Origin of the sequence: Taibaiella soli (assembly GCF_003236175.1) — a bacterium.
Lineage (GTDB): Bacteria > Bacteroidota > Bacteroidia > Chitinophagales > Chitinophagaceae > QKTW01.
The window spans coordinates 40,814-65,853 of sequence record NZ_QKTW01000025.1 but is presented as its reverse complement, the minus strand read 5'-3'; the positions used below and the strand labels follow the sequence as shown (position 1 = coordinate 65,853).

Below are 25,040 nucleotides of genomic sequence, written 5' to 3'. Positions count from 1 at the left end.
TAAAGTGGCTGCCTCTATAGGCAGCCTTTTTATTTTGTTACTGCCGGCAGATTTAAAATGGTCACAGAAATAAAACTGGAAATAGCTCATAATCGCATCTGATTTTTTAAGGTAATATTCTGCGATTGATTAAAGTATTAATATTTATATTTAACAATAGACTATCTTTAGGTTGGTCAATGAGTTTACATTGACGGGAGCAAGGGGTTATCTCAAAAGTCTGAGATAACCCCTTTTTTTTTGTGTGTGGCCATTGTCACATGGCTACATTTTAGGTATTATGTTTGGAATTGTTTTCTTCATAAACTCGTTACTTCACTTGAACTTTGGCTCATGCTTATCTTGTCCTAAAATGCGCCATAGAAGGTTTTCAAGCAGGGAATTGGGAAATGGTGCCGAGTTATTTTTCTGAATCACGCTCGAAAAATTAATGATTTTGGTGACTCATGTCTTTGCCGGTCGAATTTCTTTTTATGAAAACTATAAATAGTCGTCGAGGTAAACAAAAGAGGAACAAATTCATTTTTATGCCTGCAGTTAATTATTGCAGGTGTTGACCTTTTGTCAAGTCAATACATGGCCTGGGGGAATCTTGATTATAAAGACTTGCAAGTCGAATCGGTCTTGCTTGTGGGTTGTGATTAATTAGTTCACCTTTTGTAGATATAGAATACGTGAATTGGTGAGTTCATAGTTCAAAGTAAAGGCGGAACTGTGCATTGTTACAGCTAGAGTAATAGCAATTGATAGCAGTTTTTTATTCATTCCCTGATTATGGAGTGGCTGCTGAATTTGATGGTAGGATGGTACTTCATTAAAGCCAGATTAGAACTCCAATATGTGCGCCTTACTGCTGAGTTTAGCCAAAATAAGCAAAGGCTTCCCGCCGGAAGCCTTTGTACAAAACACAACCAAAACAAAATGTTTTTTGAAATGCTTTATTTGAAATGTCTTATTTGATGATTTGAATTTTGCTAGTCTGCAATACACCAGTTGTATTTGCTACGCGGCAGATGTACATTCCTTCTGGCAGGTTAGATACTGTGATCTGGCCATTGCCGCTGAATTCCTGAGTTGCTACGTTTACACCATTCATGTTGAAGATAGCTACAGTTACGTTACCAGTTGTTGCGATATTCAGTACATCTTTCGCTGGGTTAGGGTAGAAGCTTACAGAAGGTGCTGTAGTTTCTTTACCGATGTTTACTCTTACTACTTTTGAATACTGGAAAGAACCATCGTTGTCTACTTGTTTCAGACGGTAATAGTTGATGCCGTTTGCAGTGTTTACATCAGTGAAATCGTAAGTGTTGTTGCCAGTGCCTTTTGCAGCGATGGTACCAACTGTTTCAAAAGAAGCGCCATCAGTAGAATGTTCGATTTCGAAAGTAGCAGTGTTTTTCTCGTCAGCAGTAGCCCAGTTCAGTTCAGCATTTTCATTTACCGCACGACCATCAAAAGAAACCCATGTCAGTGCCAGCGGATTTGCTGAGAAAAATTCGTTCAGTGTATAAGAACCTGTAGTGCCCAGTGTGAATGTGATAGAACGTGTCGTGTTGCTTGTGTTAGAACGAGCGTAAGTGATATTGAATCTCTGCAAGAACAGATCGAAAATATAAAACGGTGTATAAACTAATCATTTATGCACCGTTTTCTTTTTGAATATGTAAAAAAAGCTCAACATCTCAGTGAGTCTTTCGGTGCGTATTTTTCGACATTTTAAACGCACTCAAGTGAGTCAAAATGTTCCACTTTCCTGCATGAATCTTCTTCAAAATTTTACAAATATTATTTGCCCATTCTTATCGATAATGATCGTCAATATCATCCCAAGTAAATGATGATACAAAATGGCGATTGTTCAATTTTTGGACAATGTTTAAGAAGGATTAGTAAACCGGCTAAATTTGATTTGCATTTAAATTATTACGATTATGTGGGAGAGTTTTAGTCTGCTTTTCTATTTGAAGAAGCCGAAAAAATACGTAGACGGACCCAGGTATGTTTACATGCGTATTACAGTAAATGAATTGATTCATGAAATTTCCTGTAAGAGAATGTGGGATCCAAAAAGGTGGAATCCCTGGAAGCAGCGAGCTTCCGGACATCAAGAAGATGCCAAGGCGCTAAATGATTATTTGGAAATACTAACTGTAAAAGTATTCAATGCCAGAGTAGAACTGTATAACGCTAATCAGGATATCACGGCGGCGGCTATAAAAAAAATTATAGCACCCTGCGTTAGTCGTAAAGATAAAGACAGTTTAAGTCGCATGCATGTTGCTCGTGAATAAGCCCGCATAAGAAGCCTCTTTTGTTCAATTTAAATTCCTGAACTCGTTCGGTGTCATGCCGACTTTTTGCTTAAACAATCTCGTGAAATGCTGTTGGTATTTAAATCCAAGTTCCGTGGCAACATCATTGATACTTTTGCCTGTGTCAAATATTTTGGATTTCAGCCTATCATGTGTCCAAGCACGGCATGCTCGGGTTAACGAAAAGTGCTGCTCTGGAATATGCGACAATGGGCATTCGGATTAATTCCGTTTGTCGGGGTATTATAGCATTCCCGATGGTAGAAGCGATGATTCAAAAAGAAGCATGCGGGTATTTAAAGCCTAACTCGCGTTGAAGCACCAAAGTAACAGTAGAAAACCGGAGGCTGTTGTTGCGTCGTGCCTGTGTTTTTCATTCGCTTCAAACCGCAAACCCTAATGGACTTAACCTTTCGCGGCAATGGATATCATTTCTCCTATAACTTGATAGAGGTCTTTAACTACCGTCGGTTTCGCAAAAGATCCAGATAGCGCCAATCCGTCGGTTAGTGAGTAATGCGGAGGGGTCGTAGACCATATGACGATGGTGATGGGTAACCGCAAATCTTCACGTACGGCCCGGATAAAATCCAATCCGTTAAGCTTGGGCATATTGATGTCCGTGATGATGATGTCTGGCTTTGAACTCGATAAATAATCTATTGCCTCTAGTCCGTCATTGACAATATCGCAAGTACAGTTTGGTGCCATTTCACCCAGTATCGTAGAAAAGATTAATTGGTCATCCAAATCATCTTCAACCAGTAAAAAACGTTTACTTATCTCAAAGTGCGCGTTCATTATCTGTGCAGGTTTACAATTCAACAATCAATGTAAGATGCAAATATATTGAACAGCCGGATAAATTTTTACCCTCGAAACCGCCGATTTTTTTGCGCCTTTTTTTGCATTTTGCCCCGGCACAATTCTTATGGATAAGATAAGAAATCCAAACCATGTAGTATGCTTTATGTTGGAACATCCGGGTATAGTTATCCCTATTGGAGGAATCGATTTTATCCGGAAAAATTACCGGTGGCAAAACAACTTGCTTATTATGCAACCCGACTGAATGCGCTGGAATTGAATGGCACATTTTACAGGTTTCCGAGGGTCGCACAATTGCGTAAAGCGGCGCTTCAAACTGCCGACGATTTTGCCTTTTCCGTGAAAGCGCATAAAATCATTACCCATACACTTCGACTGAAAAATGCGCGAGAAAAAATAGAGGAATTCGGCGCAATAGTCAGAGAGGGATTAGAAGATAAACTCAAATGTATCTTATATCAAATGCCACCTTCTTATGTTTTTTCCGATGAGCGGTTAGGTGATGTTGTAGCCTGTTTGAAAGACGATAAAAGAAGCGTGATTGAATTCAGGCACAGCTCCTGGTGGCAGGATAAAGTCTTTGATGCGTTGAAGAAAGCATCCATTGTTTTTTGTTCGGTAAGTTATCCCGGCTTACCGGCTGATAACATCAGGACCGGTCGTTTTTTCTACAAGCGTATGCACGGCGTACCCGAACTTTTTAAATCCGCATATACTATCGATGAACTGACAACGCTGCATCGGCAATTACCGGAAACGGACGACAGCTTTGTTTTCTTCAATAATACGATGTTTGAAGCCGGCTATGAGAATGCTCTGTTTTTCGGACAATTGAAATAGGTTCGAATATTATACCCGGCATATTTTTTCATTAAATAAAAATCTCCATCTGATTTTCCGATTTTCGATTTGGGCAACCTCGTAATTCTTTGCGAGGTTTTTTTAATAATCACAAGTTATGTCAATGCGGTCACCGGCTCATACGGGTTTTTCTCTGATGGTGCTAAGACAAAAGCCGGATGATCTCCCGGCACGGATATTTATCTTGAAAACCATAGGAGAAGAGCTGTATGGATTTAAGGACCGATTATCCCTTCTGGTTGCTGGAAAAAGGCATCATCAAATCTTATCCCGCGCTGCACGAAGACATTCAAACGGATGTTGTCATCATGGGTGCCGGTATCAGTGGTGCGCTCACTGCTTGGATGCTTCATCGTGAAGGATTGAATGTTACCGTCGTCGACAAAAGACATGTGGGAATGGGGAGTACTGCTGCGAGTACAGCCTTGCTGCAATATGAGATTGATATACCCTTGCATGAATTGATCACGAAGGTGGGATACGATAATGCGGTTGCAGCCTATCTCTTGTGCAACGATGCCATATACGGCATTGAAGGGTTGTGCAAACGCTTTCGGATAGCGGCTTTTGAACATAAGCCGAGTATGCAATTTGCATCCTTCAAAAAGGATGTTGCTTCACTAAAAAAGGAACAATCGTTGCGCAAATCCATCGGCATTGATGTAGCATTTCTGGATGCCGCAGAGGTAAAGAAGTTATACGGATTTTCTAAACCGGGTGCATTGCTCTCCGAAAACGGTGCGGTCGTCAATGCCTATGCATTGACCCATGCATTACTGAATGCTTGTGCCTCGAAAGGTGCGGCAATATATGACCACACGGAAATAACTTCCATAAAAGAACACAGAGCAGGTGTTGAACTGCAGGCTGCAAATGGCAATAAAATAAAGTCGCGTTCATTGATCATTGCTTGCGGTTATGAATCGGGTAAATACTTACTACGGCCATTCGATGAACTGACGACAACCTATGCCATCGTAAGCGAACCTTTACATGATAATGAGCTGTGGCATCGCAACTCACTCATATGGGAAACAGCTAAGCCATATTTGTATTTACGGACCACCACCGATAATAGGATACTTATAGGGGGCAAGGATGATGAATTTCGTGCAGCCCATAAACGGGACAAAGCATTGCCTCGGAAGGCAAAGGCTTTGGAACAAGCCTTCAATAATTTGTTTCCCCATATCCCCTTCGTAACGGATTTCAGATGGGCAGGCATGTTTGCAAGCACCAAAGATGGGTTGCCTTACATAGGCAAACTCACTCCGAATTCAAACATCTATTATGCATTGGGTTACGGCGGTAACGGTATCGTGTTCAGTTATATTGCCGCCACTATACTCAAGGACATGCTGACGGGCAAGAAAAATAATCATGCCGCTATTTTTCATTTCAGCAGATGAGTGGTCTTCAATGCTCTGAGAAATCAATGGACATTTTCCCGATGAGGTATTCATTCTACAATGTGGACATAAAATAAATGCCGCGTACATGCTTTGTACGCGGCATCTATTCTTAACATGGTGCCTACTCGTTTTCATCTTTTTTCATCGTGCCTTTTTTTTCGGCATACTGAGTGGCAGCTTTTTTCGCCTGTTCACCTGCTTTGGCGTGGTGGCCTTGAGCAGCTTGCGCACTGTGGGCAGCTTTGTCATAGTTACCTTCTGAAGCATGTTTGGCCGCATCGCGGTGATGTTTGGCTGCTTCATCATGGTGCTTAGCTGCTTCTTCGTGATTTTTTTGTGGCATAACGCAACGTTTAAATAGTGAATTGATTTGTTTAAATAGTAGAAAAAGCATGCCGCCAATTCGAGGATGTACCCGATAATAGATTTGTATAAATGCCTATCCGGCAAAGCCGATATAAAACCATTCGTAATTATTGGGATTTATCTATGACTTCCCGGATTGAGTATGAACGCAAGGCATGGATTTTCTAAGAGTATAATTACCCAACATAAACCACCGGGATATGAAAGACGAACTAGTGCCATTCAACGAACATGGGAAAGCGACTGATCTTGCCGAATCCATAACGCTCGCAAACATCGAAGACGCAAATGATTGTTTTAACCGGGCTTATAAAAGAATGCTTAATCCGCCGCTCTGGCATAAACTCTGCGGGAACTTAAGTGCGTCTTTTATACTTGCAGATAAAGCAGGCAATGAGGTACATCGTTTGGCGACCGAGGGTGATAAAATTAAAATAGATATTCCCGGTCCCGGTAATGCTGTGGGCGAAGGCTTTGATTGGGTAACTGTGACAAAGATTAGGTACATGGGAGATGCGGAAACAGCCGAGGAACAAATCGGTATGTCTCTGCAAACAATGTCCGCATTGGAAGGAAATACCAATAAAGCTGCGCATTTTTTTAAATCGGGTGCGAGCTCGACTTTTATTATCAAACGAGAAGGTTTAAAGGTAACTGCATCTTATTTCGGACGTAATGAAGTGCCGAATATTCAAACCGGTGATGTGGTTAATAATATCAGGAATGCGGTTATTGCGGTAGGCGCCATTGCTGGGCTTTCTGAATTGCAATGGCACTCGCTTATTAAATCTTTTCTTGAAGCCGAAATAGGAGGATAAACTCAAACTGTATGGACAGCATAATGGAACGCATCATAGCGTTTAATAAGAACCGTCTTCCCAAAATGGTAGAACTCAAATACTGCTTGATGGAACAAAACTTGTTTCGATTTTATCGCGGTACCTGCCATCTTTTCTATCAAGACCTGGCTTTGCACCCTGAATTCTTCAAATCGCCGAAAGTCTGGATATCCGGCGATCTGCACCTGGAAAATTTAGGAAGTTTCACCGGAGACAATGAGCAAGTATATTTCGATTTGAATGATTTCGACGAAGCGGTGCTTGCTCCGGTTTATTGGGAATTACTTCGTGCACTGACAAGTATTTATGTTGGATTTACTTCTTTGGGCATAGAAGATGAAAAAGCAGACAACATGGCGCGGCTCTTTCTCAAGTCTTATAAAGAAACGCTGCGTAAGTGTAAGCCGGATTATGTAGAAGCATCCACGGCTAAAGGGATTATCTGTGAATTCCTGGGAAAGGTAAGTTGTCGTAAACAAAAAAATATTTTGATCAAACGGGCCATACTTAAAAGGAAAAAAGTGCAAATGCTTGTTGACAATCCCAAACATTTTAAAATCAAAAAGGCTTTTAAGAAACAATTAATGGAGCATATTACCGACTGGTTAAAGATGGATGAGCGGAGTCCATACAATTACGAGGTAATCGATGTTGTTTTTCGGTTGGCAGGTACCGGAAGTGTTGGATTGGAGCGTTATGCGTTCTTGTTGAAAAGCTCCAATGCGGTAGGCCACAAATACATCTTACTGGACATGAAAGAAGCTGCGCCTTCTTCGCTTGAACCATACATACAAATTGAACAGCCGGTTTGGGAAAGCGAGGCAGAGCGAGTTATAACTATTCAGCGAAAAATGCAAAATCGTTGTCCTGCACTTTTAAGCGTTACGATATTTAAGGGCAAATCTTTTATCATGCAGGAAATGCAGCCAACGAAAGACAACCTCAATTTCGGTTTGCTCCAACGTTATAAAGATATGGTGAGTGTGATAGATACGATGGGTATGTTGACGGCTTCCACTCAGCTTAGAAGTTCCGGTCAATCCGGGTCCGCTATTGCCGATGAATTGAAAGCGTTTGCGTCGGAGGAGGTTTGGGAGGAAGAGCTCGTGAAATACGCAAAACAGTATTTGGAAGAAATCAAAAGGCATTTTAGCGATTTTCTCCGGGAAAGGTCAGCTAAACATGCATTGACACGTTTCGGGAAATTGAGTCCCAACATATCCATGTTAGGACCGCTCAAAGGCGACATCGGACAAATTGAAAAACACATGCAAACTGTTTTGAAGAATAATAAAAATGCTGCGGAACAAAAATGAAATGGGTGCGTTGAATACATTAAACTTTATTTAATAAGCTATTGCTCTAAATTGACTATCTTCATTATCTCGACTGAATCAGGTAATTTGAATCGCAGCTCCTTTATACCCTTAATTTTACTCCTGAACCACGTTACGATTTGCACCCTTCCCTTCTAAAAGTGGACCTTTTGGATACTAAGGATTCCATTTTGCATACTAAACCATAACTATGATTAAACACATACTTTTTGTAGATGATGATGCAGATGAATTTGTTTTTTATTTGGGCGCTCTTAAGGCTTTAGGGACGGAATATGTAGCTACGCTCGCGCCCGGCGGGCAGGAAGCTTTGTCAGGCATTGTTCAGGCTGCGCCGGACATCATTTTTGTTGATTACAATATGCCGAAAATGAACGGCATTGAATGCATCGCTGCATTGAAAAAACTGTTGGTGAAATCAATCCCCATGATTTTAGTTTCGACAGGCATGTCGCCGCGATTGCAAGATGAAGGAAAAGCTGCAGGTGCATTAGCCTGTATCGCCAAACCTTCTTCGGTCGAAGCATTCAAAAATATGTTGGATCATTATTTGAAGATGTTTGCATGAATCGATCACTTTTGAACTCTTTATTATGATCATAAACCTTCTTTCGAAAACAGTAGATAACAATTGCTCCGTCAACTTGATTTTTGACTTTCAGTCGCTCCGTAGCTTGATAGCACTTGAAATAAAGAGACGCGCTGCATGTAAAGAATTCATTTTATTGGTAGAACGCCGAGATAAAAGATGGACACCGCTTGAACCGGTGCCCATACATCTAACCGAGATCTTATCTCAAATCAAAACACGATTGGAAGACTTTTTCTTTCCGGATAAATTTCTTTTCAAATGAAAACCGCATCGCATAATGAGTGGTTCGTTTAATCATCTGTTTCTGCTTGATAGTTGATGTCATTTTCGGCAATGGAGGTCAATGTTTCATCCGCCTCTTTTTCTTCGTTGAGGGTAGTTTCAAAAATTTCGGCGGCATCTTCGTAACCCAGTACCAAGGCGAGTTGACGCAGTGAACCGTATGTGGCGATTTCATAGTGTTCTACTTTTTGCGCGGCCATGATAATACCCACATCACGTGTCAGGGTGCCGTCTTCGGTATCTTCGATAATACCTTCCCCTTCCGTAGTAAGTCCCTCCATGGCATCACATTTTTTTGCAGTGGCTTTCTTGCCGAGTATATCAAATACTTGTTCAAGTCTGGTTACGTGCTCTTTGGTTTGTTCCAGATGGTTGCCGATAGCTGTCTGTAACGCTTCAGTCGTCGCAGCCTTTTGCATTTTGGGAAGCGTCTTTACCAATTTTTTTTCTGCCCAATAAATGTCCTTGATTTCATCGATGAATAATTTTTCCAAAGCACCGTTATCACGACTTTGAGATGATACCGAGGTTTTGGTACTTGCCGATTTTTTTGTTGCTGTTGTCATAGTGCGTATGTTCTAAGGTGATAAAATTGAGTATTGGAATAGCAATAAAAAATTGTGCCTCTGTTTTTGGGAGGCATGAAATTTTCATGTCTCCTACTAGAAAAAATTTAGTACATGTATCCGCTCACAGAAATTAACAAGATTAAAGACAAATTGATACAAGCAGGCCAAACGATATCGGTGGCGGAAAGTGTAACATCAGGACATTTGCAAGCAGCTTTTTCACTCGCAGATAACGCTGCTTGTTTTTATCAGGGAGGCCTTACTGTGTATAATTTGGGACAGAAAGCAAAGCAACTCGGTGTTGACCCCATAAAGGCTCTTGCTTGTAATTGTGTATCTGAGGAAGTGGCAAGTGTTTTGGCATTGGCAGTTGCCGGACGATTCTTAAGCGATTATGGGATTGGGATTACGGGCTATGCGGCGTCAGTGCCTGAAAAGGGCATAGAAGCACTTTTCGCTTATTACGCAATAGCCTTTCATGGTATTATAATAGATGCAGGGAAACTGGAAGCCAAGCAAGCCGAAGCATTGCAAGTTCAATTGTTTTACACTGATGCAGTTTTGAAAATTCTTTCCGAAAGATTGCAAATTCAAGTTTAATCGTGGTAACCATTGGCATATTTTTTTGATCAGTTTTTTTATGAAACCACCTGCAAGGAAGCCACAAAAACAAGCACCTGAAAAGAAAAAAGGATTTAGACGTTTTTTTCAAATATTGGGACCGGGGTTGATTACCGGTGCGGGGGATGATGATCCTTCCGGTATTGCTACCTATTCCCAGGCCGGTACATTGTTCGGCTTTGCAACCTTGTGGACAGCACTGGTTACTTTTCCTTTAATGGCCGCCATTCAAGAGATGTGCGCCCGCATCGGTTTCGTGACTTCGCGTGGCTTAACACATACGCTCAAAGAGCATTATCCCAAAAGCATCCTTTATATAATGTTGCTGTTCAGTATTCCGGCAACCGTGTTGAATATAGGATCCGATATTGCAGGTATGGGAGAGGTCAGCCACTTGCTGCTACCCGGTATTCCGGCCTGGTTGTTTTCTATAGCAATGACAATCATACTCATTGTAGTGATCGTCCGTTTCCCGTATCAAAAAATTGCAAACATCCTCAAATGGCTTTGTCTTTGCATGCTACTGTACATCGCAGTGCCCTTTTTATTGCATCCTGATTGGCATAAGGTCGCGGTTTATACGTTTATCCCTCATGTAACATGGAGCAAAGATTACCTGGAAATGTTAGTGGCGATCTTAGGCACTACTATTTCGCCGTATTTGTTTTTCTGGCAAGCAACGATGGAAGCAGAAGATAAGCAGCACAGTAAGCAACAGATTGTGGTAAATAAACGGGTACTCAGCGATATTAAACAAGATGTTGGAGCAGGTATGTTCGCCTCCAATTTGGTTATGTTTTTTATTATCCTCACAACGGGTGCAGTGTTACACGGCCATATCACAAAGATCGATACGGTAGAACAAGCAGCCAAAGCATTGGAGCCGCTGGCCGGCAAATTATCCTATGCATTGTTTGCCGTTGGCATCATCGGTACGGGCTTTTTGGCCATTCCTATCCTTTGCGGCTCACTCTCTTATATTATCAGCGAAACCTTTGGTTGGAAAATGGGTTTGGACAAGACATTCTCGCGAGCACCTAGTTTTTATGCCTGCATTATTCTGTCGCTGATCGTAGGGCTTTGTATCAATTTTATCGGGCTATCTCCGATGAAAGCCCTGGTGTATACTGCTATTCTGTACGGTATAACGGCGCCCGTTATGATTGCCGTTATCCTGCACATCAGCAATAATAAAAAAATCATGGAAAGGCGGACGAACAAAGTGATTTCAAATGTATTGGGCGCCTTAACACTATTATTGATGACAGTTTCTGCAATAGCGCTGATTTATTTTCAATCTACGGGAGGGTAACGGGATGCTTTCTGTTATCGCTTGTTTTAAAACAAATCACAATGAATGTTTCAAAGATTAATCCATACGATAAAGACCTTACCAACGTTTTAATAGAAACACCTAAGTGTTCACAAAATAAGTATGCGTATGACCCGGATCGGGATGTTTTTTGTTTGAAAAAAACGTTACCGTTGGGCATGATGTTTCCTTTTGACTTTGGTTTTATTCCAGGAACAAAAGGAGAGGACGGAGATCCATTGGATGTATTGGTGATCCTGGAAGGTCCGGTGTATCCCGGTTGTATAATACCTTGTCGATTGCTTGGCGTACTGGAAGCACGGCAACAGGAAAAAGGAGAAAAGGCCATACGCAATGATCGGTTGGTTGCGGTGGCTGATTGCTCGGTTATTTACAGGAGCGTTACTAAGATCAAGGAACTCAGCGAGTCGATGGTAGCGGAAATAGAACGTTTTTTTATCGATTACAATAAAGCAGAAGGAAGAGTTTTTAAGCCGCTGCGTTGGGCAGGGATTAAAGCTGCAGAAAAAATTATTGCGAAAGGGACAGTTGGAAACAACCCAAAATAGAAGGCCTTAATCTTTTTGCTTTTTGATGGGGCTGATCTCCCCGTTACGTTCCATGTACACTTTGTCTATATCATTTAAATCATTTGTGAGTGCGGACTTGCGTACACCTTGCATTACGTCTTCTTTGCATACCAGTCCTTTGTCCATATTCTCTTTTTGAAAACGTCCGCTTTGAAACAATACGATTTTGCGTCCTTCAAATAAGCGAGCGAATTTTTCACTACGCACCATCAACATTGCGGCAAGGCGATGCAGTAATACAATTAAAGTACTCACCGCAATAATCGGGATAAATGGGGAGGCGCCGACCACAGCGCGACCCAGTAAAGTGCCTAAGAGAATTACTATGATATTATCGAGCGGTGTGCCGAGTCCAAAAGATCTTCGTCCCGACAAACGTATCAACAACCAGGACACAATGAACACAATAATACCTCTGCTACACATTTGTAAAGTTGTAAGCTCTTTGCCTGTGCCGAAGATGTCATTTAGTAAATGCATAGCAAGTGTATTTTGTATATTGAAACGATCAATGAAATAAGGATGCACGCGGGTAGCATGCATCCTATTCATAGTGATAGTGTGCTCTTACGAGCGTTTTGCGGTTGACTTTTTTGTGGCTGTTTTTTTTGAGGCCGACTTTTTGGTATGTGATGATTTGGACGCAGTACTTTTCTTGCTCGCGGCCTTCTTGGAAGTACTTTTTTTCGTTGCTGATTTTTTTGAGGCCGTTTTTTTTGAAGCGGTCTTCTTTGGGACTTTTTTTCCTTCCTCGCGGGCTTCGGAGAGTCCGATGGCAATTGCTTGTTTACGGCTTGTTACCTTTTTACCGGAGCGTCCGCTTTTAAGCGTGCCTTCCTTTTTTTCGTGCATGGCTTTTTCCACTTTATCGGAAGCGCCTTTTGAATATTTAGTTGCCATAGTAAATGGGATTAGTGATAATCATGTGATAGAAAAATGATGCCGGCGCGGCTTATTGTTTTTTGTTCGGTGAGTCGTCTTTATCCTTTTGCTTATCCTTGTGCTTTTTACCGAAAAGCCTTTGCAGAAAATTTCTCTTGTCTTCGGGCTGTTTCGTTTCAACTGATTGTAAATTGATTTCATTGTCAATACTTGGCATGAGCGCCTGAATAAAAGCATTGCGCAGGAGTTGAAAGATAGCTTCCAGTACATCGGTGTGTTCCTCATGGAACCGACCTTCAATCTCTACTTTGGTGGCTATTTGATCTTTGCGCTGATTGGTTAAAACTTTAGCTGCAGTGCCGATAATGACTTCCCAGGCCTGTTGTAAAAAACTTTTGCTGCGGTCTTGCGGGCCATAAACTTTCAAGTCTTTGATAATCGGCTTGACATAGCCTTTATACTTGCCGTTTTCGGCGGCAAATTCGGTGTACAGACCTAAGGTCCCTTTACTCACGTCGAAATTGCCGTAAGCTTTAAAGAAATCGTTTAATGCAACGAGGTTGGCGCCCGTCATGGTGAGGTTCAAATCGAAGGCAGCATCATTGGCGAGCGGATTTAGTTTCATGTTCATCTTCAGTGTACCACTGTAGACTTCGGCGCTTGCTTCCATATCGGCCGGCAATTTTGTCCGGTCGCGTGTAGCATTACTCAGGTTATGGGCGAGCACGAAAGTTTTGTGTAAAAAGATATCTACGGCGGGTGTCGCATTCGGGTCTTTGTAATGAATGGAGCCGTCGTTTACCTCAAAACGATTCACTTTCAACGGCATGAAGTCACGCAGTATTTTTCTGAAATCATCTTTGTCTGCCACGACGTGTTTTACTTCTACTTTGTCTTTTGTGAAAATAACAGTGGGTTGAAAAAAAATCAGTTCACCTACCAGGCGTCGATTGAAAAGCGCATGCCATTCTATTGACAGATCGATTTTGACAGCCTTGAAAAACTCGGTCTGTTTGCCGGTGGTACTATCCATCTTATTGATATAAATATCTTTGATCTGGTAGGCACCTCGGTAGAGCGAAATATCAATATCACGCACATGCCCGTAATAACCGTGCATGTGACTTAGTTTGTTGTTGGCATAGTGCAACACGATGGTCGGCAACAGCAGCCGAAAGACAATCAGCAGCACAACAACGATCAAAGCAATGGTATAACCCCGTTTCATCTTTCGAGCCATAATAACAGACGCAAAAAAAATATGCCGCCACAGCTTTCTTTACTATCCGCCACTGTAGCCGCCAATGATAGGTAGCACTTCCCCTGTAATAAATCCCGAGCATTGAGGCGAAGCCAAAAAAACATAAGCAGGCGCAATTTCTTCCGGCTGCGCCGCGCGTTTCATCGGTGTTTTAGCGCCAAACTGTTCAATGTCTTCAGGCTTCTTGTCGGCAGGATTGAGCGGCGTCCAAACAGGACCGGGTGCCACAGCATTTACCCTTATCCCCTTGTCTATCAAATGAGTACCCAGTGAACGCGTGAATGCATGGATGCCGCCTTTGGTAAGTGCATAGTCGATGATGTTTTTATTGCCCATAAGACCGGTGACAGAGCCTGTATTAATGATGGCACTTCCCGGTTTCATATGCTCGATGGCTGCTTGTGCCATATGGAAATATCCATACAGATTTGTTTTCAACGTACAATCAAAATGTTCTTCGGTAATATCTTCGAACCGTGGCACATGCTGTTGAAACGCTGCATTGTTGACGAGAATATCCAACTGCCCGAAATGCTTCACTGTTTCACTCACCGCATACAGACAAAATGATCTGTCGGCAACATCTCCCGATAATACGATGCATTGTTGGCCTTCTTGTTCTACCAATTGTTGGGTCGTTGCAGCGTCTTCATGTTCATCAAGGTATACGATACAGATATTGGCGCCTTCCCTTGCAAATAAAATCGCCACCGAGCGGCCGATTCCCGAATCACCACCGGTTATAATGGCTGTTTTGCCTTTTAGTTTTTCCGAACCTTTATAGTAGGGAGCATCGCACATAGGTTGCATAGACATGTTTCCTTCTTCACCGGGTTTTGGTAGCGGTTCTCCCGGCATAGGTGGTTCAGGATATTTACGTGCTCCTGCTTGCATGGCGTGTTTATGTTTTCTTACAGGGTGTTCTTTATCAGCTGCAATTGCCTGCTTTTGAATCTTTCGATGTTTTTTGGCCGTTGCAGTCGCCTCATTTTTATAGTGTGTTGCTTTTTCCATAATGAAGAGTTTATGAAAGGGGCAAAAAAAATGTGCCGTCAATAAACGCATTACTTCCAAAAGTGTACACATCATAGAAAGCAAATGAGTGTAACTTATAACTGTACCTTAATACAGAATTTTTATTCGTGCATTTTTATTTAAACTACTTGGCCGGTGCATTATTGAATTGTGGTTTAATGTATCCTAAAAGTCTTCAAAATGTTAGCCAATTTTCATCATCTCTTTTTTTTGAAAAGAGATATACGCAATATGGAAACTGTACCAATTTATTTGCGAATCACAGTTTCCGGTAAAAGAGCAGAAATGTCGCTCGATAGAAAAGTCAGCCGCTATTTATGGATTAAATCACAGGGGCGAATTGAGGCGGTTAATAAAGTCGCAAAGGAGATAAACAAGTATTTAAATCTTATAGAGGGCAAGGTGTATGAAGCGTATGAAAGCTTAGTGCGCAGGGGAGAGGTTATTACGGCACTTAAAGTCAAAAATAGGTTAAAGGGAATCGATGATGAACCTAAAATGCTCGTAGGAATATTTCAAAAGCATAATAGACGAATAGCAGCATTGGTGCCTGTTCAATATGCTGCCGGCACGCTGGAACGATATAAAACCAGTTTATCTCATACGGTCGAATTCGTCAAGTGGAAATACGGGTCTTCAGATATTGACGTAAAACAAATTGATCCGGAATTTATTGCTGATTATGATTTGTATTTACGTACCGTTCGGAAATGTTCCAATAATACGACGGTTAAGTATCTTAAAAATTTTAGAAAGATAATTCGGATTTGCCTGGCCAACGGATGGATAGATAGCGACCCATTTGTTCTTTATAAGGCAAAAATAAAAACTGTTTATCCGGTATGTTTGGATGAGCAGGAGTTGCGGGCAATCATTGCAAAGATATTTGTGATCGATCGCCTCAATCAAGTTAAAGATATCTTTTTGTTTTCTTGCTTTACTGGATTAGCATACGCGGATGTTGCAAAATTGACGATTGAAAATATTGTGATAGGGGTGGACAGTCAAAAATGGCTATCGTTTGTTCGAACCAAAACACGTTCGATGGTAAACGTTCCACTGCTGCAGCCGGCATTACGTATAATTGATAAATATAGCGGTCAAGCTAAATTGCTACCTGTGCTAAGCAATCAGAAAATGAATGGGTATTTAAAAGAAATTGCTGATATCTGTGGAATAAAGAAGAGGTTGACGTTTCATGTTGCCAGACACACATTCGCCACTACTGTGACTTTAAACAATAACGTGCCTATTGAAAGTGTTTCCAAAATGTTAGGGCATAAAAGCATTGCGACGACAGAACATTATGCAAAGTTGATGGATACTAAAGTAGGGCGGGACATGTTACCACTTTATGAGAAATTCTAAAGATGTTATGCGTTGAATAGAACTCATTGTTTAATCAAATGACATAAGATGTTTGGTTAGGATGTAGGAGCAATCTTGAATTTTCAGTGAGTTAATATCAATGAAATTCTTACCTTTATGAGTGAGATTTGAAAACAGTTATTTAGAAGATATTTGTGCCAGTGAGTCTTTCGTGTAGTCTTTTGGAATTGCATCTTGAAACCCTTACTGGTAGCGCTTTGTAGGAGATGAGAGTGGAGCCTCTCTCTCCGCCAGCAGAAATGCAAAACAAGCAATAACGCTGTAAATCGTATGATTTACAGCGTTTTTGTTTTTGGTGACCCTACAAACAAGTTCATCAAGTCTTATTCTTTCAGTGACCCATTCAGTGACCAGTTTTAAAAACACCAAAACAGGTCACTGGAAATCGCCGAAAGTGCCTACAGGCAAGCGGTTCAGCTTTTGAACATCTTGTTTGCAGTCGTGCAAGTAAATAGATTTGTCATCCTTGTTAAAGTCACCACACATGAACAAGACCTTTAGTTTACTCTTTTATGTAAAGAAGGCAAAAGCAATTGCTGACGGCACCGCGCCCATCTATCTGCGTATTACCATAGATGGGAAGATTACAGAACTATCCACTAAGCGGTACGTTATACCCACCAATTGGAGTCCGCAAGCGCAGAAAGCAACGGGCAATACGGAAGCGGTAAAAGCCATCAACGCATATTTAAAGACATTTGAGCAGCAAATACTTGCGGCACAGCATGAGCTATTAAAAGACAAAGTCTCTGTCACCATAGAAACATTACGCGGCAAACTGTTCGGCACCGAAGAAAAAGCACGGATGCTCGTGCCCATTTTTCAAGACCACAACAACAAAATAGAAGCCCTGCTTGGCGACGAGTTTTCTCCAGGCACATTAGAACGTTACAAAACATCCCTCAAGCATACCATCGATTTCCTGAAATGGAAATACAGCGTTTCCGATATTGACATCGATAAAATAGATCATGCTTTTGTGACCGAGTACGAGTTTTACCTCCGTAGTGTTCGCAAGTGCAACAACAATACTGCAGTCAAGTACATTAAAAACTTCGGCAAGATCATTCGCATTTGCCTTGCAAACGGCTGGATGGATAGAAACCCGTTTGCGGGCTATAGAGCCAAAGTAAAGGAGGTAGAGCGCGCTTTCTTGGTACAGGAGGAAATACAAGCCATTGCCGACAAAGAATTCCCTACCGAACGGCTCAATCAAGTAAAAGACATATTCCTGTTTAGTTGCTTCACGGGTTTAGCCTATATCGATGTTAAGAAACTTACACGTGGCAATATCGGTATTGGTATAGATGGCGAGCGATGGATATTGACTAGCCGACAAAAAACGGATACGCGTTCTAACATTCCTTTGTTGCCGATGGCAGAAATGATACTTGAGAAATACAAACAACATCCGCAATGTTTGAATGAAGGAAAGCTGCTGCCTGTATTGAGCAATCAAAAAATGAACAGCTATTTAAAGGAGATAGCCGACATATGTGGCATCAAAAAGGAATTGACTTTTCACATCGCACGTCACACATTTGCTACAACGGTTACACTTACCAACGGTGTGCCTATCGAAAGCGTGAGTAAAATGCTTGGACATAAAAACCTCCGTACCACGCAGCACTATGCTAAGATAGTAGACAGAAAAGTGGGGGATGATATGAAGCTGTTGAAAGAGAAGATGCAAGCAATTGCGACGCCGGGTACAAAAACAGCATGAGAGCTCACTAATGCAGTAAGAGTACGGCAATGTTGTTGTAAAAGAACAAAAAGGTTAATTGCAATTGTACATGTAAGACGTGTCGAAACAGAATTGATTCGACACATCTTTTTAGCTTTTAACCTGCCGACACGCAAGGCACAAGGAGCCGACACACCAGCTCAACTACTTATCCTTGCGCCAGAAATTCTAGTTATACATACTTGGACTAGTTGGGGAACATCTTGTTTCACACAACCCGAGTTTGCAAGGCACGAGAAGCCAACGCACTTTCCATCGCCTCATTCTCGCGCCAGCATGGGGGCAAACCTTCTTACCTATATCATCAAAGCTGCAACCCGACTAATAAGTGATCGTCTCTTTTCATATTAGATTTTACCTGTAAACTGTACTATCAGATTAATATGTTCAATCAATTTAACTTTTTTTAACTTTTCAATTTTTTCACTTCCTCCAGCAGCTAATATTGGTTCATACCCAAAACATTCGCTAAAAGCAGGAACACCTAATTTTTCCTTGGCCTTTGCATATGGATTCCATTCTAATTCTTCGTCTAAAAATTCCTCGTCTTGAATATCTATAAAAAAAAATTTAATATCCTTTGCTATAACATCAAATTTTTTATACCGGAAATTTAAAAAATACAAATAACCATTTTTCAAAACAATTAAATCTGCCATTGATGTGGCGAATAGCGTAATGCAAGTTGAATCCCAAAGTTCAAAACTATTCTTTAAAAAATCTTGGTAAACATCTGGATTAACAACCTTAAGATAACCATCTAAAAATGTTCCAAAACCATAGTGTTTCCATATATCTACAATTTGGGTAGGCAGACGACTAGAATATTTGATTAAGACTTCACTTGTTACGTCTTCTGTTCTATTAAAATCATCTATTTTTAAACTGCTATTCATAAATCAACTTTATGGATATAAATGTATGTTTAGTTTTGTGCTTCTCATTTGCTCAGGTGTCATGTTTTGAGCTTGTTCTCTAACTTGGGCATCAATACTCTCTATTCTGGTTTTCCATTGGGAACCAATTGATGAATTTACTCTTGAATCTCCCATTCCTGTAACTCTATCACCATGACCACCCGCAATCTGATCTGGATCATGCAAAGCGGCTTGATCACTATAATAATCCTTTGCTCTACTGAGTGCATCTTTTCTACTTAGGCTAGGATCATTATTCCGATATTCTTCCGCCATAGCTCTTATTTGTTGTTTCCGGAATGCATCCTGTGCATTTGCGCTTTCAGTACTTCTGCCATTTGCCAAATACTCATCTCTATTTCTCAAAAACTCATCAACTGTCAAATCATTCATACCATCCTGTTGGCCTTGAATTTGTCTTTCAAATTCTGCTACATCATGGCTTTCTCCTGGTCTGAACGGAGGATCAGCTTCTATGAGTTTTAAGCGTTGTGCACCCTCGTACGCTTCAAACTCTCCTTCACCGCTTGGTGTTTCATTTGGCTCCGGCTCAGCTACAGATTCCGGTGCCTGTTCTTCCTCACTATCGATATTACCATCTTCTTCATTGTTACTGTTGCCATTATTTTCTTCTTCCGGCACAGGTTCGCTAACGGTTGTTGGTTCTTTTACTTTTACGTTCAGCAAATATAACAAAACCATGTAGTCAGAAGGATGAGCCTTTCCCGTAAATATGCGTTTTAACATACCTACTTCCGGTACAGCGCCATCAAAAAAAACAGCATCACTATCTTCGTCGTTCTTTACTTTTCCCATAGCATCTGCATTGGCTAATGCATCAAGCCCGAAAAATACCCTGCTTGTTCCCCATATCCCTGTAAAACTGCCAGCAACATTAGTAAGGACGCTCCCCAATGTGGGTGCTGTAACTGATAGTGTTCCTGCGGCCAAACCACTTCCCAGGAATCCGCCGGCACCTACCGCGGCGCCTGCCATAGCACAGCCTGCCAGTTGGGTAAGGTAGTTCATGCATCCAAGCGATACTGCATCCATCCAGTTTTTCACATTCGGCGCAAAAGCTATAGTTCCACCAATTTTGCAGGTCATTGTGCAATCACTTGTAATGGAAGTAGCCCCCGTGGCAATTACACTTTCTTTGCTTTTGCTCCAGGTTCGCTGCGTAGCATTTTTCTGTCCGCAGGTGAGTGCTCCCTCTACGGCAGATATCACACCTGCAGTTAGGCCGGCTGCTGCTCCTATTGCCATCATGCCCATAATACCAATGGCAGCAACTCCTCCGGTGCCCACGATGGCAACAACTACAACAACTGCTACTATCGCACCTATCAGTGCATCCGTCAGCATATTTTTGGTACAGCCGAAGTCTATCCAGCTTGAAGTAGCGGTATCTTGAATGGTGATAAACACGGCGCCACTTTCTTTCTTATTGCTCTTTCGGGTACCTTGTAATTGTGCAGGCACGGCACCACAGCTGCACATCCAGAAGTCTTTTTCGGTTACATATTTAGCACCCATACTATTGCATTTTCTTCAGGATTTGTGTTCTTTTCATACATCTGGTACGCAGTGTGCTTCCATACAATATGAACTGTATTATAAAGTAGTAGTTATTGACATAAGCTCTATTTTCGCAAGACCGGGTATAACGTATGCTTAATGTTTTGTTTGTATCAGCTATTACAGTCCGTTTGACAGTAAGTGTATGCCGTGTTTTTTTTAAGCGTATTATTGCCACCATTTTTTAGGCTTGTTCTTTTTTTCTGCTTCTTTTAATTTCCTTCTTGCTACATCTCGCTCATAAAGCCAGATAGAATATTCTGCATGGGTCATAGACTTTGAAAAGGCAGGAGCAATTGGTTCTTGATTTATGACCCAAGCGTCGGATATTTCGTTTTGGGAAAGCTCTTGCCTATATATCGCTTCCGACATAAGCGTATAGGTAAGGCGCGTGTAAAGCTGCTCCTTATCCGCTGTTTCCTGCGTACCTAATATAGCTTCGATAAGCCGTCCCGTCTTATGGTCAATAATGTACCTACCTCGTTCTATAATAACAGGCTTCAATTTTTGAATGTCGATTTTGTCCGCAAACTGGCTATAAGCAAGTTTATTAAAATCTGTAGGTATATCGGGTGTACTTTGTACTTCCAGCACCAGAACACCATTCTGTACCTGTTCCTGACGCACAAAAGTCTCCCATTGTAAATTGGCTGTGGTAAAGGGATTGGGTTTTATATATTTCGGGCTAACGCAGGGAAACACTTGATTGTACAACTTGTTGAAGTAAACCAAAAAGAATTCGCTCTTCTGAATACCTGCTTTCAAATTGTCTGCATTGTAGAAAATACTATCATTAAGCAATATCACCTTTTTTATGTCAGGATTAGCATCAGCTACTTTCGACATTTCCTTTTTAGCCTGTTCCCATTTGCTTAGTATAATATCCATGTTCAGCACCTCTTTTATAATGCCATTGTGGTCTATAAATAAATGTAATTCGCTGTACATACGCCCCATGGCTTTAGTAAGTGCAGCCACTTCCTTTATTAAAGGATTGTTTGCCTGTAGCAGTATATGGTCTGTTAAAAGCAGGCGCATTTCTATCTGATCTGCTGCTACGTTTATGAAATTTACATCCCAGCGTATTAACGAACGAGAGGTCAATTGTGCATTCACCGCTTTGGTATCTGCATCTATCAGTAGTGTGTATTGTTCCGTGAACGGTTGGTGTATTTTTATTTGAAGTGCCATTGTGTGTTAGTTTATAAAAACGTCGCCACCATTGAGCTTTGTGCTTTTACCTGTCAGGTTGTTATCCGGTGAAGTAATTACAATTGATTTAGTACCGCTTACTCCTATATTTTCCCCCGCTACACCAATTATTTTTCCTTTAACCATGATGACTCCTGTGCTAAGCATTGTAATAGAGCTTTCGCCGGTTTTAAATGTTATGCCTGTATTTCCTTCCACTGTAATATTTCCTCCACTGTCCATTTTTATTTTGGCAACGCCGTTAGGATTGCCTTTGGTAGCACCAACAATACTCTCATTAGTTGCAGACGATGTAGCAGTAATATTTCCCGCCCCATCTACATGTACTTCATTCCCATTTTTATCCTTCACTAATATCCCGCCACCGTCATCCAACCTAACCGTATGGCCACTTTTACTCGTCAAGCTCTTCACATTATTACCTTCACCACCGCCGCCGCCTATTTTTCCATGAAACATGCCGCCCATTACAAATGGCCTGTCGGGGTTATTGTGCATGAAGCCAACTAAAACCTGATCGCCGATTTCGGGAATGGATACAAATCCTCTGTTAGTGCCAACTTTATCACTGCTACCCGCGTCGGGGCTGAGTACTCTGATAAAATCCGTAGGATCTTCCTGCCATGGGAACTGCACTTTTACACGGCCCTGACTGTCTTTGTTATCGGTGACAGTGGCCAGTTGTGGCTCTGCTATCGGCATCGTGAATTGATGGAACGGCAGATTCTCCGTTTTCTGTGGGATACCGACGAACTCACAATCATAGCTGCCGTCGTAACTCAAGATCTGTCTTAGCTCGGTGATGATCAACGTGGCGTAATGCGTCTTCTTGTTGGTGCTGACATCGCGGATTTCTAAAATCACTACACAGCCGGGAAATAAATATGGATTGGTACTGCGACCTTTGATATTAAACAGTTCTGTGGCCTTTGCGGTAGCCATACTTTTTTGCGAAGCTGTGACTTCTTTGGCATCGATAGCGCGGACCGGTGCCACTTGTCGTGTCGGCGTTTTGAACATCTGCTCGCTGGTAGTAAGTGCTTTTTCGCCGAAATAGTCTACGCCTGTTATTTCAAATGTATCGTGTCGCAGTGCTTCATGATCTGAACTATTATACCCATAATGCTCCGTTTGGGTGTGACGCGCATTCATGCCGGCTTCCATTTCATACACATCGCGGCCCAGCACCAGTTTTACATCCGGCTTGAAAAATTCCGGCTTACCAAAGTACAAATCCACACCATCGTACCAAAACCAGTCACCATAGCCCGCGGCCAGCCTTGCGAGATAGTTGTAGTGGGTTTCGTTGTACTGGCAAGAATAGGGCAACGGCCTTCCGAAGCGCGACTTTACTCCTTTTGTGTCTAGTCCCGCCTGATTTAAAATTTCGGTAGCGATGCTTTGTACTGTATTGCCCGTAAAACTTTGCGTATGTGGTGCTGCGTCCAATAGCAATGTAGGACTGCCGCCCGAGATGACGATTTCACCAAAGCCATAGGTACAGCGGCGATAACTAACATTCGTTACAATACCTTCAAACCATCGCTTTTGATCGGGCCAGATGTGATAGTAAAAACCAATGCTGATTTTTTCGCCCATCAGCTTGCAGGCATTACTTAACCATTGATCGTCGACAACCCGGCTGCCATCTTGTGAAAGCAGTGCGTCGTGACCAATAACGAGCTCAAAAGTATGGTGCGCGGTTACGCTCTGCGACAGCTGAAAAGACTCGAAAGATTTGATGGTATAGCTTCCAACAAAAATATCAGCACAAGTATAGGCTGCAACGTTATCATTGTTTTCCCAATCAATTTTTTTCTTTGGAGTAGCATAGACAGGCTCTTCTATCGCTGCATCCAACGAAGGCTTGTTAACTTCAAAACCCGGTATTACCGGTTGATTGTCTCTGGTAATGAGCTGATCAGGATCCACGAATTGCTCGGCGAATTGAGGAACGGCCGCTGCTTGTTGTGCCGTTCCGGCGATTTTCTGAAACTCCGCGCCGACTTTTTGCTCTAATTTGTTTATCACCAGCTCTTCGGCCTGTTTCAATGCCGCTTTCTCCAAAGCGCCGGTATCTGTATTGGGTTTTCCCTCGTTTGCAAGTGTTGCCATTTTTAAAGAGTTTTTCTATCTAAAAATCAGACTCTCAACGGGGGGATTGAGCCCGGAAATTAAATAGAAACCACATCCAAAGCGCACACATAAAAGAGCTAAAACCATTTGCCACGCTGTATTCAAACAGGAAAACAAACCAAAGGCATACTTCAAATAAGGCCATAATGGCCTCAAAAAAAATTATATTACTATGCGTAATGTTCTAATAAAAAAAAATGAAAAAAAGTTGAAAATATTTCTTTCTCCGGGTTACTCGGAATGGGACACTGCTATTTTAAGCTTAGAAACGATCATAAATCCGGTACAAAATTTTATACGCTGCAAACAAATGGTACTATTAATAAAAAAGCCCTGCATACGCAGAGCTTAGGAATAGCAGACATCGGGGATTCTTTGCAGAGGTCAAGGCCATTCAGTTGCGGCAAAATAATATCTGATATGATGATGTCGTAATTGTTGGCAATTGCTAATTTTTTACCCATGACACCGTCAAAAGCCTGCATTACCGTAAACTCCTGCTCTTGCAGGCTTCGGACAATTAATGATGTTATACGCTCATCGTCTTCTATCAATAATACATTGGGCATATTGTAAGGATAGGTAGCTTTTTGTTGGTTGGATTTTACAGACTGGTTGGTTTGTCGTCGTTTAGTTGTAAAAATGCGAGGAGAATTGCGCGGCGCAGTATCGATGTTTTTTGACCTAGAATCGAGTTTGTATAAATGTGATGGGTAATATTTATTCCGTTTTCTTGCCGGTATGCTTCTTCGGAGCATGTAAAGGAAAAACAGATATTTCCCTTTTGGGAGAAGAGTAAATTGCTTTTTCGCTGAATATGCGATACCACAGCGCGCAGGTGACAGTTTACAAGTTATTTTTTGCATACACCTCGGTAATGATACTTTCCGAATTCTAGGCTAAATTGATTCGATAGTTTTCATTTGCGGCCGAATTCTAAATATTATTTGGTTGGGTAG

General features: G+C 41.6%; 26 protein-coding genes. 12 read left to right on the top strand and 14 right to left on the bottom strand.

Annotated elements, in window-relative coordinates; translation table 11 throughout:
• Nucleotides 1-952 precede the first annotated feature (952 nt).
• The gene (locus tag DN068_RS18520; RefSeq protein ID WP_165836452.1) at nucleotides 953-1,600 is read right to left on the bottom strand and encodes a T9SS type A sorting domain-containing protein; all 648 of its coding nucleotides are present in this window, start codon (nucleotides 1,598-1,600) and stop codon (nucleotides 953-955) included.
• 334 nt (nucleotides 1,601-1,934) lie between these two features.
• Between DN068_RS18520 and DN068_RS18515 the strand changes: the two genes are divergently transcribed.
• Complete coding sequence (locus tag DN068_RS18515) at nucleotides 1,935-2,294, top strand: Arm DNA-binding domain-containing protein (RefSeq protein WP_111000435.1); 360 nt, start codon at nucleotides 1,935-1,937, stop codon at nucleotides 2,292-2,294.
• Nucleotides 2,295-2,318: 24 nt separating this feature from the next.
• Here DN068_RS18515 and DN068_RS18510 read toward each other — a convergent pair whose 3' ends face one another.
• Nucleotides 2,319-2,525: a helix-turn-helix domain-containing protein gene (locus DN068_RS18510; protein WP_111000597.1), complete on the bottom strand. Its 207-nt coding sequence runs from the start codon at nucleotides 2,523-2,525 to the stop codon at nucleotides 2,319-2,321.
• Here DN068_RS18510 and DN068_RS22420 point away from each other — a divergent pair.
• A complete protein-coding gene (locus DN068_RS22420) occupies nucleotides 2,483-2,632 on the top strand; it encodes an SDR family oxidoreductase (protein ID WP_111000434.1) in 150 nt (49 codons plus the stop codon). The two genes, DN068_RS18510 and DN068_RS22420, sit on opposite strands and share 43 nt — an antisense overlap.
• A gap of 88 nt (nucleotides 2,633-2,720) precedes the next feature.
• Here DN068_RS22420 and DN068_RS18500 read toward each other — a convergent pair whose 3' ends face one another.
• Nucleotides 2,721-3,116, bottom strand: coding sequence for a response regulator (locus tag DN068_RS18500; protein ID WP_111000433.1), 396 nt, complete (start codon nucleotides 3,114-3,116; stop codon nucleotides 2,721-2,723).
• 162 nt (nucleotides 3,117-3,278) lie between these two features.
• Between DN068_RS18500 and DN068_RS18495 the strand changes: the two genes are divergently transcribed.
• Nucleotides 3,279-3,983: a DUF72 domain-containing protein gene (locus tag DN068_RS18495; RefSeq protein ID WP_111000432.1), complete on the top strand. Its 705-nt coding sequence runs from the start codon at nucleotides 3,279-3,281 to the stop codon at nucleotides 3,981-3,983.
• A 230-nt stretch (nucleotides 3,984-4,213) separates the two neighbouring features.
• Entirely contained in the window at nucleotides 4,214-5,413 is a 1,200-nt protein-coding gene (locus DN068_RS18490; protein WP_111000431.1) for an NAD(P)/FAD-dependent oxidoreductase, read from the top strand.
• A 124-nt stretch (nucleotides 5,414-5,537) separates the two neighbouring features.
• On the opposite strand, the gene DN068_RS18485 is transcribed toward DN068_RS18490, so the two are convergent.
• Nucleotides 5,538-5,759 (bottom strand): hypothetical protein, encoded by a 222-nt coding sequence (locus tag DN068_RS18485; RefSeq protein WP_111000430.1) that lies wholly within the window; start codon nucleotides 5,757-5,759, stop codon nucleotides 5,538-5,540.
• A 223-nt stretch (nucleotides 5,760-5,982) separates the two neighbouring features.
• Between DN068_RS18485 and DN068_RS18480 the strand changes: the two genes are divergently transcribed.
• From DN068_RS18480 to DN068_RS18470, 3 genes are all read left to right on the top strand, one after another.
• Nucleotides 5,983-6,600: a hypothetical protein gene (locus tag DN068_RS18480; RefSeq protein ID WP_111000429.1), complete on the top strand. Its 618-nt coding sequence runs from the start codon at nucleotides 5,983-5,985 to the stop codon at nucleotides 6,598-6,600.
• An 11-nt stretch (nucleotides 6,601-6,611) separates the two neighbouring features.
• Nucleotides 6,612-7,937: a DUF2252 domain-containing protein gene (locus DN068_RS18475; RefSeq protein ID WP_111000428.1), complete on the top strand. Its 1,326-nt coding sequence runs from the start codon at nucleotides 6,612-6,614 to the stop codon at nucleotides 7,935-7,937.
• A gap of 211 nt (nucleotides 7,938-8,148) precedes the next feature.
• Nucleotides 8,149-8,526 (top strand): response regulator, encoded by a 378-nt coding sequence (locus DN068_RS18470; RefSeq protein ID WP_111000427.1) that lies wholly within the window; start codon nucleotides 8,149-8,151, stop codon nucleotides 8,524-8,526.
• Nucleotides 8,527-8,840: 314 nt separating this feature from the next.
• On the opposite strand, the gene DN068_RS18460 is transcribed toward DN068_RS18470, so the two are convergent.
• Nucleotides 8,841-9,398, bottom strand: a complete 558-nt coding sequence (locus DN068_RS18460) for a YciE/YciF ferroxidase family protein (protein WP_111000425.1) — start codon at nucleotides 9,396-9,398, stop codon at nucleotides 8,841-8,843.
• A gap of 114 nt (nucleotides 9,399-9,512) precedes the next feature.
• On the opposite strand from DN068_RS18460, the gene DN068_RS18455 reads away from it, so the two are divergent.
• The 3 genes from DN068_RS18455 to DN068_RS18445 are packed head-to-tail and all read left to right on the top strand — an operon-like array spanning nucleotide 9,513 to nucleotide 11,903.
• A complete protein-coding gene (locus DN068_RS18455) occupies nucleotides 9,513-10,001 on the top strand; it encodes a CinA family protein (RefSeq protein ID WP_111000424.1) in 489 nt (162 codons plus the stop codon).
• 40 nt (nucleotides 10,002-10,041) lie between these two features.
• Nucleotides 10,042-11,334: an NRAMP family divalent metal transporter gene (locus DN068_RS18450; protein WP_111000423.1), complete on the top strand. Its 1,293-nt coding sequence runs from the start codon at nucleotides 10,042-10,044 to the stop codon at nucleotides 11,332-11,334.
• A gap of 41 nt (nucleotides 11,335-11,375) precedes the next feature.
• Nucleotides 11,376-11,903 (top strand): inorganic diphosphatase, encoded by a 528-nt coding sequence (locus DN068_RS18445; protein WP_111000422.1) that lies wholly within the window; start codon nucleotides 11,376-11,378, stop codon nucleotides 11,901-11,903.
• A gap of 6 nt (nucleotides 11,904-11,909) precedes the next feature.
• Here the strand turns inward: DN068_RS18445 and DN068_RS18440 are convergent, their stop codons facing one another.
• The 4 genes from DN068_RS18440 to DN068_RS18425 are packed head-to-tail and all read right to left on the bottom strand — an operon-like array spanning nucleotide 11,910 to nucleotide 15,081.
• Nucleotides 11,910-12,476 (bottom strand): DUF421 domain-containing protein, encoded by a 567-nt coding sequence (locus DN068_RS18440; RefSeq protein ID WP_111000421.1) that lies wholly within the window; start codon nucleotides 12,474-12,476, stop codon nucleotides 11,910-11,912.
• A 15-nt stretch (nucleotides 12,477-12,491) separates the two neighbouring features.
• Complete coding sequence (locus DN068_RS18435) at nucleotides 12,492-12,824, bottom strand: DUF6496 domain-containing protein (protein WP_111000420.1); 333 nt, start codon at nucleotides 12,822-12,824, stop codon at nucleotides 12,492-12,494.
• 52 nt (nucleotides 12,825-12,876) lie between these two features.
• Nucleotides 12,877-14,046, bottom strand: a complete 1,170-nt coding sequence (locus tag DN068_RS18430) for a DUF748 domain-containing protein (RefSeq protein ID WP_111000419.1) — start codon at nucleotides 14,044-14,046, stop codon at nucleotides 12,877-12,879.
• Nucleotides 14,047-14,088: 42 nt separating this feature from the next.
• Nucleotides 14,089-15,081 (bottom strand): SDR family oxidoreductase, encoded by a 993-nt coding sequence (locus DN068_RS18425; protein ID WP_111000418.1) that lies wholly within the window; start codon nucleotides 15,079-15,081, stop codon nucleotides 14,089-14,091.
• Nucleotides 15,082-15,282: 201 nt separating this feature from the next.
• On the opposite strand from DN068_RS18425, the gene DN068_RS18420 reads away from it, so the two are divergent.
• On the top strand, nucleotides 15,283-16,470 hold the full coding sequence (locus DN068_RS18420; protein ID WP_111000417.1) for a site-specific integrase: 1,188 nt from the start codon (nucleotides 15,283-15,285) through the stop codon (nucleotides 16,468-16,470).
• A gap of 505 nt (nucleotides 16,471-16,975) precedes the next feature.
• Nucleotides 16,976-18,217 carry a site-specific integrase gene (locus tag DN068_RS18415; RefSeq protein WP_111000416.1) on the top strand — a complete coding sequence of 414 codons (1,242 nt, stop codon included), beginning with the start codon at nucleotides 16,976-16,978 and terminating at the stop codon, nucleotides 18,215-18,217.
• A 368-nt stretch (nucleotides 18,218-18,585) separates the two neighbouring features.
• On the opposite strand, the gene DN068_RS18410 is transcribed toward DN068_RS18415, so the two are convergent.
• From DN068_RS18410 to DN068_RS18390, 5 genes are all read right to left on the bottom strand, one after another.
• Nucleotides 18,586-19,134, bottom strand: coding sequence for a T6SS immunity protein Tdi1 domain-containing protein (locus tag DN068_RS18410; protein ID WP_111000415.1), 549 nt, complete (start codon nucleotides 19,132-19,134; stop codon nucleotides 18,586-18,588).
• Nucleotides 19,135-19,143: 9 nt separating this feature from the next.
• Entirely contained in the window at nucleotides 19,144-20,691 is a 1,548-nt protein-coding gene (locus DN068_RS18405) for a polymorphic toxin type 15 domain-containing protein (protein WP_111000414.1), read from the bottom strand.
• Nucleotides 20,692-20,901: 210 nt separating this feature from the next.
• Nucleotides 20,902-21,924, bottom strand: coding sequence for a hypothetical protein (locus DN068_RS18400; RefSeq protein ID WP_111000413.1), 1,023 nt, complete (start codon nucleotides 21,922-21,924; stop codon nucleotides 20,902-20,904).
• Between the two features lie 6 nt (nucleotides 21,925-21,930).
• A complete protein-coding gene (locus tag DN068_RS18395; RefSeq protein WP_111000412.1) occupies nucleotides 21,931-24,060 on the bottom strand; it encodes a type VI secretion system Vgr family protein in 2,130 nt (709 codons plus the stop codon).
• Nucleotides 24,061-24,374: 314 nt separating this feature from the next.
• On the bottom strand, nucleotides 24,375-24,947 hold the full coding sequence (locus tag DN068_RS18390; RefSeq protein WP_111000411.1) for a response regulator: 573 nt from the start codon (nucleotides 24,945-24,947) through the stop codon (nucleotides 24,375-24,377).
• Nucleotides 24,948-25,040 lie beyond the last annotated feature (93 nt).

Coding starts and splice junctions, on each gene's coding strand:
- DN068_RS22420 (WP_111000434.1), top strand. CDS start 2,483: ATGCTCGGGTTAACGAAAAGTGCTGCTCTGGAATATGCGACAATGGGC.
- DN068_RS18440 (WP_111000421.1), bottom strand. CDS start 12,476: ATGAATAGGATGCATGCTACCCGCGTGCATCCTTATTTCATTGATCGT.
- DN068_RS18425 (WP_111000418.1), bottom strand. CDS start 15,081: ATGGAAAAAGCAACACACTATAAAAATGAGGCGACTGCAACGGCCAAA.
- DN068_RS18480 (WP_111000429.1), top strand. CDS start 5,983: ATGAAAGACGAACTAGTGCCATTCAACGAACATGGGAAAGCGACTGAT.
- DN068_RS18395 (WP_111000412.1), bottom strand. CDS start 24,060: ATGGCAACACTTGCAAACGAGGGAAAACCCAATACAGATACCGGCGCT.
- DN068_RS18415 (WP_111000416.1), top strand. CDS start 16,976: ATGAACAAGACCTTTAGTTTACTCTTTTATGTAAAGAAGGCAAAAGCA.
- DN068_RS18515 (WP_111000435.1), top strand. CDS start 1,935: ATGTGGGAGAGTTTTAGTCTGCTTTTCTATTTGAAGAAGCCGAAAAAA.
- DN068_RS18470 (WP_111000427.1), top strand. CDS start 8,149: ATGATTAAACACATACTTTTTGTAGATGATGATGCAGATGAATTTGTT.
- DN068_RS18430 (WP_111000419.1), bottom strand. CDS start 14,046: ATGGCTCGAAAGATGAAACGGGGTTATACCATTGCTTTGATCGTTGTT.
- DN068_RS18450 (WP_111000423.1), top strand. CDS start 10,042: ATGAAACCACCTGCAAGGAAGCCACAAAAACAAGCACCTGAAAAGAAA.
- DN068_RS18435 (WP_111000420.1), bottom strand. CDS start 12,824: ATGGCAACTAAATATTCAAAAGGCGCTTCCGATAAAGTGGAAAAAGCC.
- DN068_RS18410 (WP_111000415.1), bottom strand. CDS start 19,134: ATGAATAGCAGTTTAAAAATAGATGATTTTAATAGAACAGAAGACGTA.
- DN068_RS18420 (WP_111000417.1), top strand. CDS start 15,283: ATGTTAGCCAATTTTCATCATCTCTTTTTTTTGAAAAGAGATATACGC.
- DN068_RS18445 (WP_111000422.1), top strand. CDS start 11,376: ATGAATGTTTCAAAGATTAATCCATACGATAAAGACCTTACCAACGTT.
- DN068_RS18475 (WP_111000428.1), top strand. CDS start 6,612: ATGGACAGCATAATGGAACGCATCATAGCGTTTAATAAGAACCGTCTT.
- DN068_RS18500 (WP_111000433.1), bottom strand. CDS start 3,116: ATGAACGCGCACTTTGAGATAAGTAAACGTTTTTTACTGGTTGAAGAT.
- DN068_RS18495 (WP_111000432.1), top strand. CDS start 3,279: ATGCTTTATGTTGGAACATCCGGGTATAGTTATCCCTATTGGAGGAAT.
- DN068_RS18460 (WP_111000425.1), bottom strand. CDS start 9,398: ATGACAACAGCAACAAAAAAATCGGCAAGTACCAAAACCTCGGTATCA.
- DN068_RS18400 (WP_111000413.1), bottom strand. CDS start 21,924: ATGGCACTTCAAATAAAAATACACCAACCGTTCACGGAACAATACACA.
- DN068_RS18485 (WP_111000430.1), bottom strand. CDS start 5,759: ATGCCACAAAAAAATCACGAAGAAGCAGCTAAGCACCATGATGAAGCA.
- DN068_RS18455 (WP_111000424.1), top strand. CDS start 9,513: ATGTATCCGCTCACAGAAATTAACAAGATTAAAGACAAATTGATACAA.
- DN068_RS18405 (WP_111000414.1), bottom strand. CDS start 20,691: ATGGGTGCTAAATATGTAACCGAAAAAGACTTCTGGATGTGCAGCTGT.
- DN068_RS18390 (WP_111000411.1), bottom strand. CDS start 24,947: ATGCAAAAAATAACTTGTAAACTGTCACCTGCGCGCTGTGGTATCGCA.
- DN068_RS18490 (WP_111000431.1), top strand. CDS start 4,214: ATGGATTTAAGGACCGATTATCCCTTCTGGTTGCTGGAAAAAGGCATC.